Consider the following 17,091-nt stretch of genomic DNA (forward strand, 5'->3'; position numbering starts at 1 on the left):
GATTGTTTCGGACTGGCGATTCATGGACTATCGCGCCGGAAGCGGCCCCTGCGTGCGCCGTTGTGGACGTAAAAAGGACAGGACCATGTACTCCGACACCCCTCTCGGCCGCTTCCGCCTGCCCGTGATCTGCTCGCCCATGTTCCTGGTGTCCGGGCCGGATCTTGTCATCGCCCAGTGCAAGGCCGGCGTTATCGGCAGCTTTCCGGCGCTGAACGCACGCGAGTCCGAAGGGGAGCCACCACTGCTCGAAGCCTGGCTCAAGCGCATCACCGAAGAGCTTGACGCGCACAATCAGGCCAATCCCGATCGGCCCGCCGCGCCATTCGCGGTCAACCAGATCGTCCATCGTTCGAATGATCGGATTGAGCGGGACGTCGAAATATGTGCGCGCTGGAAAGTGCCGGTCTGGATCACATCAATGGGCGCACGAGAAGACGTCAACCAGGCGGCGCATGACTGCGGCGGCATTGTACTGCACGACGTGATCAACAACAAATACGCCAGCAAAGCAATCGACAAGGGCGCCGACGGCCTGATCGCGGTCTGCGCCGGCGCGGGCGGCCACACCGGTGCCTTGTCACCCTTTGCGCTGGTTCAGGAAATCCGGGAATGGTTCGACGGTCCGCTTGCCCTGTCCGGGTCCATCGCGACCGGGCGTGCCATTCTGGCGGCACAGGCCATGGGCGCGGATTTTGGTTATATCGGATCTCCCTTCATTGCCATGACCGAGGCGGTGGCGTCGGAGGATTACAAGCAGATGATCGTCGACGGCGGGGCCGATGATATTGTGTATACCAACTATTTCAGCGGCGTGAGTGCCAACTATCTGAAACCGTCGGTGCGGGCGGTCGGTCTCGATCCTGACAACCTGGCCGGGATCGGCAACAAACTCGATCTGGCCACCGGCGACATTCGCCCCAAGGCGTGGCGTGACATCTGGGGCAGCGGTCAGGGGATCGGAGCGGTGAAAGAGGTGATGACCACGGCGGACTACGTCGACCGTCTCGACCGGGAATACCAGGCCGCCAAAGATGCGCTCTGTTCCTGACGAAAGAGGGCGGCCGGTCACCCGGCCGCCCATCTGTTTCTGCGGTTGCCGCCGAAGATCGAGACGCGATCTCAGACGTCTTTTTGGTTGACGATCAGTTCTGCATTCTCGGGTAGTTCCGAAACGATGCTCACCTCGTCGGCGCGAATTCGCGCATGCAGTTTGAAGGTTTCGACGGCGGCTGTTTCCGCGGCAGAAGCGTCGGCACCGCCTTCCAGCACAAGCGAGAGGCGGATCATGTCGCGATCGTTCTCGCGCGTTACCATGGCCTGCGCGGCCTTTGCGCCGGGCGTACCGATGACAACTTCTTCGATCACGCGCGGGTAAACGAATATCTCGCGCACTTTGACCGCTGCGCCGACCCGGCCCTGCAGTGCGGAAATCCGGCTGACGGTGCCATCCGCGTTGCTTTCCAGCGCAAAGGCGCTGTCGCCGGTGCCGAACCGGATCATCGGCCAGGTGGCATCGCGCGCGGTCACAACAACCTCGCCCGGTTCCCCGTGAGCGACCTGTTCGCCACTGACCGGATCGCAGATCTGCACCACGCGGTCGGGATGAACCACATAGCCTTCGCCGCCATCCTCATAGGCGACAAGGCCCAGATCGGCCGTGGCATAGGCAGCCCAGGTGGAGACGCCATAGTCGGCCTCGATCCGGCGGCGCTTGGCCATCCAATCGCCCATCTCACCGCCGAGGAAGGCCGTTTTCACCTTCCAGGCGTCGCGGCCATAGGTTTCGATTACCTTGTCTGCCAGCGTCAGGAAAAACGCGGTCGAAGCGCAGATCGAAGTCACGCCGGTTTCGACGATGATCTGTGCCTGAAGCTCGGTATTGCCGACGCCGCCGGGGATCACTGTCGCGCCCGCCGCCTGCGCCGCTTCGTCGAACAACAGCCCCGCCGGCACCAGGTGATACATCCAGGTATTCAGGATGATGTCTCCGCTGCCCACTCCGGCCGCTTTGAACAACAGGTCCAGACCATGCCCGCCGCCGCCCGAAAGCGCCGGTTCGAAGATCGGGCCAGGGGACACGTAGATCCGTCCGACATCTTTCAGATCCGATGCGAGGAACCCGCCGAAGGGCGGATTGTCACGCTGAATCCTCAGGAGCTCTTCCTTCTTCATCACTGGCAGACGCGACAGGTCCGCCAATGACGCCACAGCTGCCGGGTCGAACCCGGCAGCCGCAAATCGCGATTTCAGGCCAGGAGCCTTTTCGGCCGCAGCGGCATAGGCTTGAGCTATATCTTGGTAGATATCTTCAGACATTTCCATGCCTCCTCGTCCAATCAGGCGTTAAAGCGGGCAGTCCTTGCGGAAGTTCGGCGCGCGCTTCTCCCGGTGTGACAGAACGCCTTCCTTGACGTCCTCGCTCATGAAGCCGAGCATCTCCAGCGCGGTCGACGCATCGAAGATCGGGCCAGCCTGGCGCAGCCAGTTGTTCAGCGAATACTTGGTCCAGCGGATCGCGCTTTGCGAGCCGTTGGCCAGCTCGACGGCCGTGTCCAAAGCGATCTGTTGCAACTCGTCATCTTCGACGCACATTGAGACAAGGCCGATGCGCTCGGCCTCTTCGCCCGAAACCGGCTTACAAGTCATCAGATAGTATTTCGCCTTGGCCATCGAGGTCAGCAGCGGCCAGATGATCGCCGCGACATCGCCAGCGGCAACACCCAGGCGCGGGTGACCATCGACAATCTTGGCCTTCTTCCCGGCAATCGAGATGTCGGCGAGGATGGCAACCACAAGACCGGCACCGGCCGCAGGTCCGTTGATCGCGGAAATGATGGGTTTGTTGCAGTTGATGATGTTGTAGACAAGGTCCTTGGCCTCTTTCCAAGTCTTCATGATCTCGTGCGAGTCGCCGATCATTTTTTCAATCAAGCTAAAATCACCGCCGGCGGAAAACGCCTTTCCCGCGCCGGTTACAATGACCGCGTTGATGTCGGGATCACGGTCGATATCGATCCACATGTCCGTCATCTGGGTATGGGTTTCCGCGTCCACGGAATTAAAGGACTCAGGGCGGTCAAAAGTGATGCGCAGGACGCGATCCGCCGGGTAGTCAAATTTCAGTTTGTCGTACTTTGCATAGCGCTCCGACATAGTTCTTTTCCTCCGTAGGGTGTGGGTATGAGTATGGGTTCAGCCAGGCAGTCCGAGGACGGCCTTGGACAGAATGTTTCGTTGGATTTCGTTCGACCCACCGTAGATCGTGGTCGGCCTGGCCTTATAAAAGCTCGCAAGGACATCGACACTTACGTTGCCGACCTGAAGTGGCCCGATGGTGCCGCCGTCGGGGCCGGCAGCTTCGATCATAAGCTCGGTAATGCGCTGAAAGCACTCAGTCACCCAGATTTTGAGCATCGAGACATCCGCGCCGAGCGTTTCACCTCGCTTGAGCTGATCGGCAAAACGGGCGTATAGCGCGGCGTGATCTTCAACATCGAGTGCGGCTTGGGCAAAGCGGTCGCGGAACACCGGATCATCGAAAGCGCCACGGCCCCGGGCAAAGCTTTCCAGTTGCCCCAGTGCGTTCTGGGCCAGGCTTGGTGAGCCGATGAAGATGCGCTCGAAACTCAGAAGCGCCTTGGCCATCGTCCAGCCCTTGTTCAACTCGCCCACGAGGTTTTCACTGGGCGTACGGGCATTGTCGAAGAAGACCTCGCAAAACTCCGTTTCCCCCGAAAGAGTAGTGATCGTGCGCACATCGACACCTGGCTGTTCCATCGGAGCGAGTAAGAAACTGATGCCCTGTTGTTTCTTGGGCGCGTCCGGATCGGTGCGCACCAGCATGAAGATGTGCGTGGCATCATGCGCCATCGTGGTCCAAATCTTCTGTCCGTTGATGACAAAGTCGTCGCCATCAATCTCTGCGCGTGTGCGCAGGTTGGCCAAATCGGACCCGGCACCGGGTTCCGAATAGCCCTGACACCAGATGTCTTCACAACTCAGGATACGCGGCAGCCAATAGTCTTTCTGTTCCTGGGTGCCAAACTTGATAATCAGCGGGCCGACCATCTGCACGCCCATGTCGCGGCCACGATTAACGCCCCAGCGTTGCTGCTCCTCGTAGAAAATCAGAAGCTTGGCGGCGTTTAGCCCCATGCCGCCGTATTCCGCAGGCCAGGCCGGCGCGACCCAGCCCTTGGCGTGCAGCTTGCGGTGCCAATGTTCGATCTCGGCGAATTTGGGACGATGCGGCAGGTGGCGCAGCTCCTCGGGATATTCCGCCTCGAAGAACTGGCGCACTTCTTTGCGGAAGTCCGCATCGCTCATTGCGTTCCAGTCGGTCATTGTGCTGCCCCCTCTGCTTCGCGTGCATCGAACCAAATCCGCCTGTGATAGGCGTCGTCGCCCAACCAGGCCGACAGCACCAGCGCCCGATTCAGGTAGAGCCCGATATCGAAATCATCGGTGTAACCGACCGCCCCGTGCAACTGAACTGCGTCGCGGGTAATCCTTTTGGCGGTCGTAACCGCACGCGCCTTGGCACGGCTGGCAAGCTGTGCCCGAACCTTCTGATCGGTTTCACGGTCCATCAGCGCCAGAACTTCGCGGACGCCCGCCTGTGCAACCTCGCACATCACGTTGAGGTCGACAGCACGATGCTGGATGACCTGGAATGACCCGATCGGCTTGTCGAACTGCTCGCGCGTCTTGATGTACTCGAGCGTAATCTCGAAGGCGCACTCGCTCAGGCCGACAAGCTCGGCCGCGGCAAGCGCCGTTGCATCGGCGACAGCCTCGGCAAGCGCAGCCTGAACCGCGTCGCCGCTAGCCAGTTCCGCGGCCGGTGTTCCTGAAAACGAAAGCTCGCCCAGGGAACTGCCGTCGGCCTGCGCCCGCTTGTCGATGACAACCCCGTCCGCGGTGGCCTCGGCCAAGACTAGAACCGGTCCACCATCTTGTTCGGCCACGACGAGGAACCCTTGCGATCCGGTCGCACCGACCACCCAAGCCTTGTTTCCGGTTAGCCGCCCGTCCGCGTATCGGCAGGTCGCATCGGCGGGCGCCCCGCCCGGGCCACGTTCCTGCCAGGCAACCGCCAGTGAAACCTCGCCGCCGATGAGCTGCGCCATCTTCGGATGTTCCGGGCAAAGGCGACGCAGAAGGCCGAGACTCAGACCGATCGTCAACACGACCGGTTCCGGTGCAATCACGCGACCGGCCTCTTCTGCGATAACGCCCCCGGCGGCCAGGCCCATGCCAAGACCCCCCTGCTCTTCGGGCACCGCCACGCCGAAAACGCCGGCCTCGGCCAGTTCCCGGACCATATTCGGGTCGAAACTGCCCCCGGCATCACGGAGTTTTCGGGCTCTTCCACTTCCGCCCGCGCGCTCGAACAGGGTGCGCGCGCTTTCGCGCAACAGGCGAAGGTCTTCTTGTTCGCTGGAAACTGTATCAGTCTGTGTCATTTTGTTTTCGCTGGATCATCACGGGGGTGTCGGTCGAAAAAACGACCTCGCCCTCGGGGTTTTTGGCGCTGAGCGTATAGTGCAAAACACCTCTGTCGGGCTTGCTTCTTGAAGGCGTGACCGCGTTGACTGTCAGTTCGACATCAAGGGGTTCGTTCGGGCGCACCGGCCGCAGCCAGCGCAGATTGTCAAAGCCCATGCCACCGATATTGGCAACATCGACCATCATTTCGGTCATGACGGGCTTGAATGCCTCCAGCATCGTCTGAAAGCCCGAGGCAATCAGGCTGCCGTGAATGGTGGCCGCATAGGCTTCGTCGGTGTGGAGCCGCTGCGGATCCCATTCCTCGGCAAATGCCTTTATCGAGTCTGCGCTCATCGGGGCACTGCGAAAGTGATAGACTTGGCCCGGCGCGAAATCCTCCAGATACTTCAAGAAGCACCCTCCTTTGCGAAACCGGAATCATATCCGTTGGCATCCCTGGAAATTCGTACGCGGTTGAATTCTTCCAGCTTCGGATAGGTTTCCTTGAAGGCCACTAAGAATTCGTCCATGGGCGCGTCGAAATAGAGTCCCCGATCGTTTACATATTCCATGTGCCGGTGGTCCAGCTCATCGAACTCGTGGAACAGCGCATCGTGATAGCCGTCGAAGACCAGTGGTTTGACCCCGAATCTTTCACACAGCTCCATGTTAAATGCAGGTGTTACTTTGTAGGGCTCACCATCCAGCCACAGTTGAACGTAGCCGTGATAGATGAATAGGTCAGTTCCCATCAACTCCTGCAGCTTAGGGGTGTTCAGGTGGTTGCGCACATCGGCAAACCCAAGTGCGGCGGGGATACCCACAGCACGCAAACAGGCCGCAAGCAGGATCGCCTTGGGAACGCAAAATGCCGCTTCTGCCCCTGCGATCCGGCTGGCACGGTAAGAATCTTCATCCAGCGCAAAACAATATGGGTCGTAACGAATGTCGTCGCGAACCGCTTCAAACAGACGGATCGCCTTGTCCCGCTTGGTTGCATCCAGCGAAAGATCGCGCAAAGCCGCTGTCGCAAACTCCTGCACTTCGAGGCTGTCGCTTTCGACATAGTGCGACGGCATGACATAGCGCTCGGCTTCTGCAGGCAGGTGGTCATCGGACTCGGCCATTGGATCTCTCCATTTTTCTAACAATTGTTAGAATAGTGATTCACCACCAGCACGTCAACGGGGTTTAATCTGTGTCCGGCGCGTCCAGCCCGTAACGCGCATTGTCTTCTCCCAAGGCGGCCGCAACTCCGAACGAGTTGGCCGGAGACCGGAACTCCGGCGCAATTGGTAGCGGCAATGCGGGCGCATTCTGGCCGGATATGCTCAGGGTTCGCCCAAAAACGTCACGCACTTTGAAATGCGGGTCACGCGACGCCTCGGCGGGCGTTTTTACGACCGAACAGCAACAATCGGCCGCCGCCAGCAAAGGCTCCCAATGGGTCGAGGGCTGTTTCCCCAGACGACGTGCAACTTCCGCGGCACAAGTGTCGGGATCGGACCAGTCATCGCGAAGCTCCGGCGGTAGGCCGATGACATCGCAGAAGGATTGCCAGAACTTTTCTTCCAGCGCACCCACGGCGATCTGACGTCCATCCGCAGCCGTATACAGCCGATACCGGGCTAGGCCGCCCGTCAGGCGGCTGCCACCGCTTTCGATGTTTTGCCCGGCGATCACACCTTCGGCATGGGCCCAATAGGCAAAGGCGAACGCCCCCTCGGACATGGCGATATCCAGATGCGTCCCCTGCCCGCTTGCCTGCTGCGCAATCAGGGCCAGCAGGATATTCATCACCGCCGGATAGGTTCCGCCTCCGATATCGGCGACCAGCCCGAACGGTGCCGTTGGTTGGTCATCCGGTCCGCGGCTCAGCGACAGGATACCCGCATCACCGACGTAGTTAAGGTCGTGGCCAGCGGCGCTGGCCTTTGGTCCGGTCTGGCCATAGCCGGTGATCGAACAATAGATGAGACCGGGATTGATCTCGCGCACAGCTTCATAACCAAGACCGAGCCGGCCCATCACGCCGGGACGGAACTGCTCTACCAGAACATCGGCCTTCTCGATCAAGGGGCGCAGAAGATTCACTGCGCCCCTTGATTTGAGGTCGATGGCCACCGATCGCTTGCCGTGGTTCAACACAGCAAATCCGATGCTCTCTCCGTCGATCATGGGTTCCGTGTGGCGCGCGTCCTCACCAACCCCGGGCCGTTCGAACTTGACAACTTCGGCGCCGGCCTCGGAAAGCATGAGCGTTGCCATCGGACCGGGAAGAAGGGTGCTGAAATCCAACACCAGAATATCCTTGAGCGGTTGAGTCATCTTCTGCTCCTCACGCGAAGCGCGCGACACCATTGTTCAGAACAACGACGTCGCGTGCCGGGACCGACGCGCGAAACCGGGCCTCGCCGTCCTCTTCCCAGATTTCGAACCGCACGGTTTCGCCGGGATAGACCGGAGCCGAGAACCGAACATCCAGACCGACAAGCCGGGCGGCGTCGTAATCCAGCACCGACTTGAGGATCGCCCGGGCCGCCAGCCCATAGGTCGCCAGACCATGCAGGATCGGGCGGTCGAACCCGGCAGAACGGGCCACATCCGGGTCAGCGTGAAGCGGATTGAAATCACCGCTGAGACGATAAATGAGCGCCTGGCGGGGCAGGGTATCGATATCACATATGTGATCAGGCGCCCGGTCAGGCAGCACTGCGGGTGCCGGACCTGCCTGGTTTTCACCGCCGAACCCCCCATCACCGCGACAGAAAGCCGACATCGCCACGCGCGCCAGTTTTTCACCGCTGTCCGCGTCGATAATATCGCGGCTTTGGTAAATGACGGCTCCCTTGCCCTCGCCCTTGTCGGCGATGAAGTCGATCTTGCTGCGGCCGACAATCCGGCCATGGGTCGGCAGCGGCTTGTAGATATCCAGCCACTGTTCGCCATGTAGCACTTGCTGCCAGTTCACACCGGTCTTGGGATCGCGCAGCCAGAAGCCCGGATACCCCAAAGTGACAGCCATTGCGGGCACCGCCTTAAGCCCGTCCTCATAGACATAGGCCAGTTCCTTTTTGTCGGTCGGATCCTCGCCGAACCCAAGGCCGAGCGCATACAGGATGGTATCCCGCTCGGTCAGTGTCTGTTCGATTTCCTCAAAGTCCCAGTTCGACAGTGCATCAAAATCCAATGGCATTTACTTTCCTCCCTTAATTGCCGTCAGAGCGTGTTTTGCGATCCAAGTATCGCCGTGACCTGACTGGACAGCACACCGCCGTTGCCATGCGCCAGCGCCAGGTCGACATCCTTCAACTGAATGCCCGGCGCGTCGCCACGGATCTGACGCGCAGCCTCGATCACGGTGAAGATTCCGTACATCCCGGGGTGCACGCAGGACAGGCCCCCGCCATTCGTGTTCACCGGCAAGACGCCGCCAGGCGCGATGCGCCCGCCTTCAACGAAGGCCCCGCCCTCGCCCTTGGCGCAGAACCCCAGATCTTCAAGAAACAGGATGGTATTGATGGTGAAGGCATCATAAAGCTCGATCGCCTGGATGTCCGCAGCGGTCACTCCGGCCGCCGCAAAGGCGCGCGCGCCTGAGTCGCGGGCGGCGGTCACGGTGAATTCTTTCATCTGCGAAATCTGCCGGTGCGAGCTTTCCGCAGCACTGCCCAGCACATAGACAGGCGCCTTTGGGAAATCCCGGGCGCGGTCCGCGCGTACCAGAACAATCGCACCGCCGCCGTCGGTGACAAGACAACAATCGCGCACGGTCAACGGATCGCCCACCATGCGCGCGCCCAACACGTCCTCGCGGGTCAGCGGGCCGCGCTCGAACGCTTCGGGATTGTGGTGCGCCCAGGCCCGCGCGGCAACGGCCACGTCGGCCAGTTGTTCGCGGGTGGTGCCGTATTCATGCATGTGCCGCGCCGCGGCCATCGCATATGCCGAGATCGGATAGCGCGGATTGTACGGCGCCTCATAGGCCGGCGGGCGCGAGGCGGTCACCAGTCTGCCCGACGCGGTGCGCTGGTTGGAGCCATAAACAATCAGGGCGACATCACACAGGCCGGCATCAAGCGCCATGGTCGCTGACGTCAGATAATTCACGAAGGATGATCCACCCGACATCGTGCCATCAATGAAACGCGGCTGAATGCCCAGATACTCAGCCGCCATAAGCGCCGGCATGCTGTCTTCCATCATGGTGCAGAAAAGCCCATCGACGTCGGACAGATTCAGCCCGGCATCGCCAAGCGCTGCAAGTGCGGACTGCGCCATGACATCATATGCCGTCAGACCATGGGCCTCTCCAAAACCGGCATGACCGGTTCCCACGATGGCGGATTTTCCCCGAAGTTCAGCGGTCATATCTTATCCCTCCGATGGCTTGAAAAGCACGGCCGGAGCGCCCTCGGCCTCGCCCACGAAAGCGGTTACAGCCATGTCGATGGCGACCTCACCTGGAGCAATGCCCTCGACCCGGCTCATCATCCGAACGCCCTCGTCCAGTTCGACAACGCACACATTGTAGTCACCTCCCCATTCGGGCTTTCGGCGCACGACGGTTGTGGTGTGGACCCGTCCCTTGCCGGTGGCCTGCTTCCATGAAATCGCGGCGCCATGACAATGGGGACACAGGACTCGCGGGAAAAAATGATAGGCCCCGCAGTCTTCGCACTTTGGCAGCAGGATCTCTCCCTTTGTCAGCGCGCCCTGGAAAATCTGGTCTGGTCCTTTGGCGTCCGGCACCGGCGTTCTCCTTCAAGTAATCCAGTCTCTGGTTAAGCGTATTGATAATAAAACTAACAAATGTTAGATTTAGTCAACCTCTTTGGAACATTTTCGGGAAACTCATGTCAGGTTCAGATTTAGCCCCCCTTTCTGGCAAACTCATAGTTGCGCTGGAACAGGCAGTCGCCGCGCCTTTTTGCTCCTCGCGACTGGCCGATGCCGGCGCGCGCGTGATCAAGATCGAACGCAAGGGCACAGGCGATTTCGCCCGCGCCTACGATACCGCCGCCAATGGTGAAAGCGCCTATTTCACATGGCTGAACCGAGGGAAAGAATCGGTCGCCCTGGATATTAAAGCCGGCGAGGACCGGGAAATCCTGCTCAGGATGCTGGAAAACGCGGATGTGTTTATTCAAAACCTGCTGCCGGGCGCGCTGGTCAAGCTTGGGCTCGATTCCGCCACGCTGCGAGAGAGGTTCCCGCGTCTCGTGACCTGCGACATCACCGGATACGGTGAGGACGGTCCGATGCGCAATGCCAAGGCCTATGATCTTCTGGTGCAATGCGAAAGCGGTCTGGCATCGGTGACCGGCACGGCGGACGGACCGGGGCGGGTTGGCGTTTCCGTCTGCGATATTGCCACCGGTATGACAGCCCATGCCGGAATTTGCGAAGCACTTGTCGGGCGTGATCGCACCGGCAAGGGCAGCGGTGTTTCGGTGGCAATGTTTGACGTGATGGCCGACTGGATGTCGGTTCCGCTGCTATATCACGATTACCTTGGCAAGCCGACACCCCGTGTCGGACTGAACCACACGGTCATCTGCCCGTACGGGGCCTATGCGTGCAAGGACGGTCAGCTTGTCGTCATTACCGTGCAGCACAGCGGCGAATGGCAACGGTTCTGTGAACACATACTGGGCGACGCGCCTCTGGCAACCGACCCCCGGTTTCACGACAACACGGCGCGAATTGAAAACAAGCCCGCGCTCGAAGCGCTCATCAAGGCCGTGTTCTCCTCTCATGACCGCGCCGAGATGCTGAAGCGGCTTGACGCTGCGGGCATTGCCTCCGGGGCCGTGAACGACGTGGCGACCCTGTCCGATCACCCTCAGCTTGACCGGTCCGTGATTGGCACACCCTCCGGCGAGATCAAGGTCCCGACACCCCCGATCCGGCGCAGCGTCGGCGAAACGACACTGGGCCCCTGCCCGGCCTTCGATGCGGAAGGCAAAGCCCTTCGCGCCGAGTTCTACCCTCGTTCAAAAAAAGGTTGGGCAACTAAATGACCGCTGAGAAAAAACCCGCGATCCTTCAAGGCGTGAAGATCGTGGATCTGACTTCGGTCGTTTTCGGACCTTTGGCGACGCAAATGCTGGGCGATCTGGGGGCCGATGTGATCAAGGTGGAAGGCCCAGAGGGCGATCTTCTTCGCCAGGTCCAGCCATCACGCAACAAACTGATGGGCGCCGCTTTTCTGGGTACCAACCGTAACAAGCGCAGTGTCGTACTCGATCTGAAGACGCAGACCGGTCGGGATCGATTGCGCAAGCTGCTTATCGATGCCGACGTGATGATTTCAAGCATACGGCCTGCGGCGCTAGCCAGATTGTCTCTCGATCCCGAAACCCTACGCCAGGAAAATCCGAACCTGATCACGGTATCTGCCACTGGATTCGGGCAGGACGGACCCTATGCCGCCCGACCCGCGTTCGACGATGCCGTCCAGTCGGTTTCCGGGTTAGCTAGCCTGGCAACATTGCGCGATCCCGAAGCGCCGCCCGCATATGCCCCTACGATTCTAGCCGACAAGCTTGGCGGCGTGACGGCCGCCTATGCCGTGATGGGAGCCCTGTTCCACCGCGAGCGTACGGGAGAAGCCCAGCATGTCGAGGTGCCGATGTTTGAGACGCTGGCCGCCTTCCTGCTGGCCGAACATCTGGATGGTGCCACCTTCGAAGAGACCCCGCAGGATTTCGGCTATGCCCGGATGCTGGTTCCGCATAGGCGTCCGGTTAAGACGGCAGATGGATATATCACAATTCTGCCCTACACCAACGTACAATGGGCGCGGTTCTTCAAGGCGGTCGGGCGCGATGACATGATCGACCACGTCTGGGTCACTGACATGGACACCCGTAGCCGCAACATCGGCGCTGTATACGATATGGTGGCGCAGATTGCCCTAACTCGGACAACAGATGACTGGCTTGCCCTGATGGAGAATGCCGACATACCCGCCATGCCGGTGCGCAACCTGTCGGATTTGCCGAACGATCCCCATCTTGCCGCGACCGGGTTCTTTCAACAGATTGATCACCCAACCGAAGGTGCGATCTGGACGACACGCCCGCCGATACGATTCTCGGCAACGCCGGCGCGGCATGATCACCGCCCTGCCCCTCGACTGGGGGAGCACAGCGAAGATATCCTCGGGCCGGGAGAAGAATAACCCCCCCGGCACCGAACGGATCAAACATCCATCGAACGTGCGATCAGTTCCTTCATGATCTCGTTGGTGCCGCCATAGATCATCTGGACCCGGCTGTCGGCATAAAGGCGCGCGATCGGGTATTCCATCATGAAACCATAACCGCCGTGCAGTTGCAGGCATTCATGCATGACCTCGTTTTGCGTCTGGCTGCCCCACCATTTCGCCATCGAGGCCGTGGCCGCATCAAGTTCGCCCTTTTCGAGGCGCACGAGCCCGTCATTGACGAAGGTGCGCAGCAATTCGGCCTTGGTCTTGCATTCCGCCAATTTGAAGCGTGTGTTCTGGAAATCCATGATGCGGTTACCAAATGCCTTGCGGTCCTGTACATATTTCACAGTTTCATCGATGGCAAAGTCAATGAAGCCTAGCGCGGTAACGCCAATCATCAGCCGTTCCCAAAGGAGCTGCTTCATCAACTGGTAGAAACCTTGCCCTTCTTCCGGGCCAAGCAGGTTCGCCGTAGGCACGCGCACATCCTCGAAGAACAACTCAGCCGTATCCGATCCCTTCATGCCCAACTTCTTCAGGTTCCGTCCCCTACGAAAGCCTTCGGCGTCCTCGGTTTCCAGAACGATCAGCGAAACGCCCTTGGCGCCAGCGTTACGGTCGGTCTTTGCCACGACGACAACCAGATCGGCTGTATGTCCGTTGGTGATGAAGATCTTCGAGCCGTTGATCTTGTAATGGTTGCCATCCTTTTCCGCATGGGTCTGGACGTTCTGGAGGTCAGAGCCCGTTCCTGGCTCGGTCATCGCGATCGCCGCGACACTGTCGCCGCTGACCAGCTTCGGCAACCACTTTTTCTTCTGTTCTTCGCTGCCATAGGCGTTGATATAATGGATTACGATGGACTGGATGCCATAGCCCCAACCCGTGTCACCGGTGCGCCCTTGCTCGTAAACGGTAATCGCATCGAACCCGATGCCGCCACCGAACCCGCCATATTCTTCGGCAATCGAGCCACCCATGACACCCTGTTGACCGACTGTTTTCCAGAAGTCGCGGTCAACAATGCCCTGCTCCGCCCATTTTTCGATGTTTGGAGCCATTTCGGCATCAAAAAGCTTGCGTGTGCTATCCGCGAACATCTTGTGTTCATCTGCGGCCCAGGCCGAACTATTCGTAATCAGAGACATTTTGGAATCCATTCCTAAGGTTGGTATTGCCATAAATCTAACATCTGTTATTTTTTCGGCAATGGCCCAGTCTCAAGGCAAACGCCGCGTTATTTTGCTCGAGACGGCTTTCCTGAACTGGCGCGGTATCAACTTCCTACTCCCAGGCAAGTTCCACCAAGGCACCGAACGCGCAGGTCAGGGTAACGGGCTGACACTGGGCAGTACACGGCCTGCGTGACGCAAAAAATGAAGAACCGGAGTGAAAATGAAAGATATCGTAGTATTGGATGGTGTGCGAACAGCCATCGGAACCTTTGGCGGCTCTCTTTCGGGCACGTCTCCGATCGAACTGGGTAGCATAGTGGCGAAAGAGGCGCTTGCGCGTTCAGGTGTCGAAGGCAAGCAGGTTGGAAACGTTGTTTTTGGCCATGTTATTAACACAGAGCCGCGCGACATGTATCTTAGCCGCGCGGCGTCTATTGCCGCTGGCGTGCCAGAAAAGGCGCCCGCAATGAACGTCAATCGGCTCTGCGGTTCTGGGCTACAGGCTATTGTGTCAGCGGCGCAGTCGCTGATGCTGGGTGATGCAACAATGGCTCTTGCCGGTGGCAGCGAAAGCATGAGCCGCTCGCCCTATATCGTGCCAGCCATTCGCTGGGGGCAGAAAATGGGTGACACGGGTGCAACTGACATGATGCTCGGCGCGTTGAACTGTCCGTTTGGCACCGGGCATATGGGCGTAACAGCGGAAAACGTCGCCGCCGAATACGACATCACGCGCGAAGCTCAGGATGCGTTTGCCCTTCAAAGCCAGGAGCGCGCTCTGAACGCGCTCAAAGAGGGGTATTTCAAATCCCAGATCGTTCCCGTCGAGGTCAAGGTCAAACGCAACACTGCTTCTTTTGACACCGATGAACACCCCAAGGCGAGCACAGTTGAAATGCTCGGCAAACTGCGTCCGGCCTTCCAGAAGGATGGCACCGTGACGGCGGGGAATGCTTCGGGTCTCAATGATGGGGCCGCCGCAGTTGTGCTGGCCACGGCAGATGCTGCATCAGATGCAGGGTTGAAACCGCGCGCACGCCTGCTTGGATATCATGTTGCAGGAGTACGCCCGGACATCATGGGAATCGGGCCAATTCCGGCTGTCGAAGGACTTTTGAAACGTACAGGCCTGACAATTTCTGATTTCGACGTCATCGAGTCAAACGAAGCCTTCGCGGCTCAGGCTTTGGCCGTGAGTAAAACTCTTGGTCTGGATGGCAACAAGGTGAACCCCAACGGCGGCGCAATTGCTCTCGGACATCCTATCGGGGCGTCGGGGGCCATAATCTTTGTCAAAGCGCTCTACGAGCTGGAGCGTACCGGCGCAAAACGCGCGCTGATTACCATGTGTATCGGTGGTGGGCAGGGGATTGCCCTAGCCATAGAAGCCATATGAATTAGAGTCTATGGGCACCTCAAAAAAGCGGTTCCCTTTCAATTAGTAACAAGATGAGCATACAAAAAGGCCCGCCGGATGGCGGGCCTTCTCGCATTTGATGTGACGCAATTTACAGTGCGTCAGTCAGGGCCGGGACGGCCTCGAACAGGTCGGCGACCAGGCCGAAGTCAGCAACCTGGAAAATCGGTGCTTCTTCGTCCTTGTTGATCGCGACGATGATCTTCGAGTCCTTCATGCCAGCCAGGTGTTGGATGGCGCCCGAGATGCCAACGGCGACATACAGTTCGGGGGCAACAACCTTGCCGGTTTGACCCACCTGCCAGTCGTTCGGGGCGTAGCCCGAGTCGACAGCAGCGCGCGAAGCCCCAACGGCGGCGCCCAGCTTGTCAGCCAGCTTCTCGATCAGGGCAAAATCCTCTTCAGATCCGACGCCACGGCCACCGGACACGACCACGCCGGCCGAGGTCAGCTCGGGGCGGTCCGATGCGGCAACCTTGTCTTCGACCCATTCGGACAGGCCGGGGTTGTCGGCAGCACCGATGGTTTCGACTGCGGCCGAGCCGCCTTCGCCAGCGGCATCAAAGGTCGAGGTGCGGAAGGTGATGACCTTGGTCGTATCCAAAGATTTGACGGTTTGCACGGCGTTGCCGGCATAGATAGGGCGTTCGAACGTGTCTGCATCGACAACGCCAGAGGCGTCCGAAATCACCATCACGTCCAGCAGCGCAGCAACGCGCGGCATGACGTTCTTGGCGTCGGTCGTGGCGGGTGCCACGATGTGCGAATAGTCACCGGCCAGCGACACGATCAGCGCGGCGGTGGGTTCCGCCATGCGGTGACCCAGCGACGCATCTTCAGCGACCAACACCTTGGCGACACCGTCGATCTTGGCGGCGGCTTCGCCAGCTGCGGCGGCGGAAGCACCCGCGGCCAGAACGGTCACGTCGCCCAGTGCCCGGGCGGCGGTGACGGCTTTGGCGGTGGCGTCCAGCGCCAGTTCACCATTGTTGACTTCGGCGAGTAGAAGAACAGCCATTACACAGCCCCCGCTTCTTTGAGTTTCGAAACCAGCTCGTCAACCGAGCCGACGATGATGCCGGGGGCACGTGTTGCCGGCTCGGTCGTTTTGACCACTTCAAGACGCGGCGAAGTGTCGACGCCGTAATCGGCGGCGGTTTTTTCGTCCAGCGGCTTCTTCTTGGCCTTCATGATGTTGGGCAGCGAAGCGTAACGCGGTTCGTTCAGGCGCAGGTCCACGGTGACGATTGCAGGCATGTTGACCTTGATGGTCTGCAAACCGCCGTCGACCTCGCGGGTCACCACGGCCTTGTCGCCGTCGATGTCCAGTTCCGAGGCGAAGGTGCCTTGCGACCACCCCAACAGCGCCGACAGCATCTGGCCGGTGGCGTTCATGTCGTTGTCGATGGCCTGCTTGCCGGCCAGGACCAGACCCGGCTGCTCTTCGTCGACAATGGCTTTCAGGATCTTGGCCACGGCCAGCGGTTCGATGTCGGTGTGGACGTCATCGGCGGCGTTAACCAAAATGGCGCGATCCGCGCCCATGGCCAAAGCGGTGCGCAGGGTCTCTTGCGCTTGCTTCACACCGATCGAGACGACGACGACCTCGTCTGCCTTGTCGGCTTCTTTCAGGCGGATGGCCTCTTCGACGGCGATCTCGTCAAAGGGGTTCATCGACATCTTAACGTTGGCAAGATCGACACCGCTTCCGTCCGCTTTGACGCGCACTTTCACGTTGTAGTCGATCACGCGTTTGACAGGCACAAGCACCTTCATCTACGGTCTCCTTG

General features: G+C 59.7%; 17 protein-coding genes. 4 read left to right on the plus strand and 13 right to left on the minus strand.

All coding sequences use genetic code 11. The annotated features are described in order from the left end of the window. Window positions 1–85 precede the first annotated feature (85 nt). Window positions 86–1,051: an NAD(P)H-dependent flavin oxidoreductase gene (locus tag FLO80_RS12760; RefSeq protein WP_111368627.1), complete on the plus strand. Its 966-nt coding sequence runs from the start codon at window positions 86–88 to the stop codon at window positions 1,049–1,051. A gap of 71 nt (window positions 1,052–1,122) precedes the next feature. Here the strand turns inward: FLO80_RS12760 and FLO80_RS12765 are convergent, their stop codons facing one another. The 10 genes from FLO80_RS12765 to FLO80_RS12810 form a co-directional block, all read right to left on the minus strand. Next, window positions 1,123–2,319 carry a phenylacetate--CoA ligase family protein gene (locus FLO80_RS12765; protein ID WP_246156677.1) on the minus strand — a complete coding sequence of 399 codons (1,197 nt, stop codon included), beginning with the start codon at window positions 2,317–2,319 and terminating at the stop codon, window positions 1,123–1,125. 27 nt (window positions 2,320–2,346) lie between these two features. Next, window positions 2,347–3,156 carry an enoyl-CoA hydratase/isomerase family protein gene (locus FLO80_RS12770; RefSeq protein ID WP_111368629.1) on the minus strand — a complete coding sequence of 270 codons (810 nt, stop codon included), beginning with the start codon at window positions 3,154–3,156 and terminating at the stop codon, window positions 2,347–2,349. Window positions 3,157–3,195: 39 nt separating this feature from the next. Next, window positions 3,196–4,347, minus strand: a complete 1,152-nt coding sequence (locus FLO80_RS12775; RefSeq protein WP_111368630.1) for an acyl-CoA dehydrogenase family protein — start codon at window positions 4,345–4,347, stop codon at window positions 3,196–3,198. Continuing rightward, a complete protein-coding gene (locus FLO80_RS12780) occupies window positions 4,344–5,468 on the minus strand; it encodes an acyl-CoA dehydrogenase family protein (protein ID WP_111368631.1) in 1,125 nt (374 codons plus the stop codon). Before FLO80_RS12780 ends, FLO80_RS12775 begins: the two co-directional genes overlap by 4 nt. Next, a complete protein-coding gene (locus FLO80_RS12785) occupies window positions 5,455–5,904 on the minus strand; it encodes a MaoC family dehydratase (RefSeq protein ID WP_111368632.1) in 450 nt (149 codons plus the stop codon). The genes FLO80_RS12780 and FLO80_RS12785 overlap by 14 nt, the downstream gene beginning before the upstream one ends. Next, window positions 5,901–6,620, minus strand: a complete 720-nt coding sequence (locus FLO80_RS12790) for a transglutaminase-like domain-containing protein (RefSeq protein WP_111368633.1) — start codon at window positions 6,618–6,620, stop codon at window positions 5,901–5,903. Before FLO80_RS12790 ends, FLO80_RS12785 begins: the two co-directional genes overlap by 4 nt. 64 nt (window positions 6,621–6,684) lie before the next feature. Beyond that, complete coding sequence (locus FLO80_RS12795) at window positions 6,685–7,854, minus strand: CaiB/BaiF CoA transferase family protein (RefSeq protein WP_246156678.1); 1,170 nt, start codon at window positions 7,852–7,854, stop codon at window positions 6,685–6,687. Further along, complete coding sequence (locus tag FLO80_RS12800; protein WP_188078293.1) at window positions 7,832–8,689, minus strand: MaoC/PaaZ C-terminal domain-containing protein; 858 nt, start codon at window positions 8,687–8,689, stop codon at window positions 7,832–7,834. The genes FLO80_RS12795 and FLO80_RS12800 overlap by 23 nt, the downstream gene beginning before the upstream one ends. Window positions 8,690–8,712: 23 nt before the next feature. Continuing rightward, window positions 8,713–9,864 (minus strand): thiolase family protein, encoded by a 1,152-nt coding sequence (locus FLO80_RS12805; RefSeq protein WP_111368634.1) that lies wholly within the window; start codon window positions 9,862–9,864, stop codon window positions 8,713–8,715. Between the two features lie 3 nt (window positions 9,865–9,867). Next, on the minus strand, window positions 9,868–10,245 hold the full coding sequence (locus tag FLO80_RS12810; RefSeq protein WP_111368635.1) for a Zn-ribbon domain-containing OB-fold protein: 378 nt from the start codon (window positions 10,243–10,245) through the stop codon (window positions 9,868–9,870). Between the two features lie 104 nt (window positions 10,246–10,349). On the opposite strand from FLO80_RS12810, the gene FLO80_RS12815 reads away from it, so the two are divergent. Next, window positions 10,350–11,516, plus strand: a complete 1,167-nt coding sequence (locus FLO80_RS12815) for a CaiB/BaiF CoA transferase family protein (RefSeq protein WP_027238729.1) — start codon at window positions 10,350–10,352, stop codon at window positions 11,514–11,516. Further along, on the plus strand, window positions 11,513–12,679 hold the full coding sequence (locus FLO80_RS12820; protein WP_101657236.1) for a CaiB/BaiF CoA transferase family protein: 1,167 nt from the start codon (window positions 11,513–11,515) through the stop codon (window positions 12,677–12,679). Before FLO80_RS12815 ends, FLO80_RS12820 begins: the two co-directional genes overlap by 4 nt. 20 nt (window positions 12,680–12,699) lie before the next feature. Here FLO80_RS12820 and FLO80_RS12825 read toward each other — a convergent pair whose 3' ends face one another. After that, window positions 12,700–13,857, minus strand: coding sequence for an acyl-CoA dehydrogenase family protein (locus tag FLO80_RS12825; protein ID WP_111368652.1), 1,158 nt, complete (start codon window positions 13,855–13,857; stop codon window positions 12,700–12,702). A gap of 247 nt (window positions 13,858–14,104) precedes the next feature. Here FLO80_RS12825 and FLO80_RS12830 point away from each other — a divergent pair, with 247 nt between their 5' ends. Beyond that, window positions 14,105–15,280 carry an acetyl-CoA C-acyltransferase family protein gene (locus tag FLO80_RS12830; RefSeq protein ID WP_027238726.1) on the plus strand — a complete coding sequence of 392 codons (1,176 nt, stop codon included), beginning with the start codon at window positions 14,105–14,107 and terminating at the stop codon, window positions 15,278–15,280. A gap of 112 nt (window positions 15,281–15,392) precedes the next feature. Here the strand turns inward: FLO80_RS12830 and FLO80_RS12840 are convergent, their stop codons facing one another. Then, entirely contained in the window at window positions 15,393–16,319 is a 927-nt protein-coding gene (locus tag FLO80_RS12840) for an electron transfer flavoprotein subunit alpha/FixB family protein (RefSeq protein ID WP_111368636.1), read from the minus strand. Further along, window positions 16,319–17,077, minus strand: coding sequence for an electron transfer flavoprotein subunit beta/FixA family protein (locus FLO80_RS12845; protein WP_111368637.1), 759 nt, complete (start codon window positions 17,075–17,077; stop codon window positions 16,319–16,321). The genes FLO80_RS12840 and FLO80_RS12845 overlap by 1 nt, the downstream gene beginning before the upstream one ends. Window positions 17,078–17,091: the final 14 nt, after the last annotated feature.

Source organism: Aquicoccus porphyridii (assembly GCF_008369105.1).
In the GTDB taxonomy this organism is placed as follows: Bacteria; Pseudomonadota; Alphaproteobacteria; order Rhodobacterales; family Rhodobacteraceae; genus Aquicoccus; species Aquicoccus porphyridii.

Coding starts and splice junctions, on each gene's coding strand:
- FLO80_RS12820 (WP_101657236.1), top strand. CDS start 11,513: ATGACCGCTGAGAAAAAACCCGCGATCCTTCAAGGCGTGAAGATCGTG.
- FLO80_RS12760 (WP_111368627.1), top strand. CDS start 86: ATGTACTCCGACACCCCTCTCGGCCGCTTCCGCCTGCCCGTGATCTGC.
- FLO80_RS12775 (WP_111368630.1), bottom strand. CDS start 4,347: ATGACCGACTGGAACGCAATGAGCGATGCGGACTTCCGCAAAGAAGTG.
- FLO80_RS12825 (WP_111368652.1), bottom strand. CDS start 13,857: ATGTCTCTGATTACGAATAGTTCGGCCTGGGCCGCAGATGAACACAAG.
- FLO80_RS12800 (WP_188078293.1), bottom strand. CDS start 8,689: ATGCCATTGGATTTTGATGCACTGTCGAACTGGGACTTTGAGGAAATC.
- FLO80_RS12770 (WP_111368629.1), bottom strand. CDS start 3,156: ATGTCGGAGCGCTATGCAAAGTACGACAAACTGAAATTTGACTACCCG.
- FLO80_RS12780 (WP_111368631.1), bottom strand. CDS start 5,468: ATGACACAGACTGATACAGTTTCCAGCGAACAAGAAGACCTTCGCCTG.
- FLO80_RS12765 (WP_246156677.1), bottom strand. CDS start 2,319: ATGTCTGAAGATATCTACCAAGATATAGCTCAAGCCTATGCCGCTGCG.
- FLO80_RS12790 (WP_111368633.1), bottom strand. CDS start 6,620: ATGGCCGAGTCCGATGACCACCTGCCTGCAGAAGCCGAGCGCTATGTC.
- FLO80_RS12845 (WP_111368637.1), bottom strand. CDS start 17,077: ATGAAGGTGCTTGTGCCTGTCAAACGCGTGATCGACTACAACGTGAAA.
- FLO80_RS12815 (WP_027238729.1), top strand. CDS start 10,350: ATGTCAGGTTCAGATTTAGCCCCCCTTTCTGGCAAACTCATAGTTGCG.
- FLO80_RS12830 (WP_027238726.1), top strand. CDS start 14,105: ATGAAAGATATCGTAGTATTGGATGGTGTGCGAACAGCCATCGGAACC.
- FLO80_RS12795 (WP_246156678.1), bottom strand. CDS start 7,854: ATGGTGTCGCGCGCTTCGCGTGAGGAGCAGAAGATGACTCAACCGCTC.
- FLO80_RS12805 (WP_111368634.1), bottom strand. CDS start 9,864: ATGACCGCTGAACTTCGGGGAAAATCCGCCATCGTGGGAACCGGTCAT.
- FLO80_RS12840 (WP_111368636.1), bottom strand. CDS start 16,319: ATGGCTGTTCTTCTACTCGCCGAAGTCAACAATGGTGAACTGGCGCTG.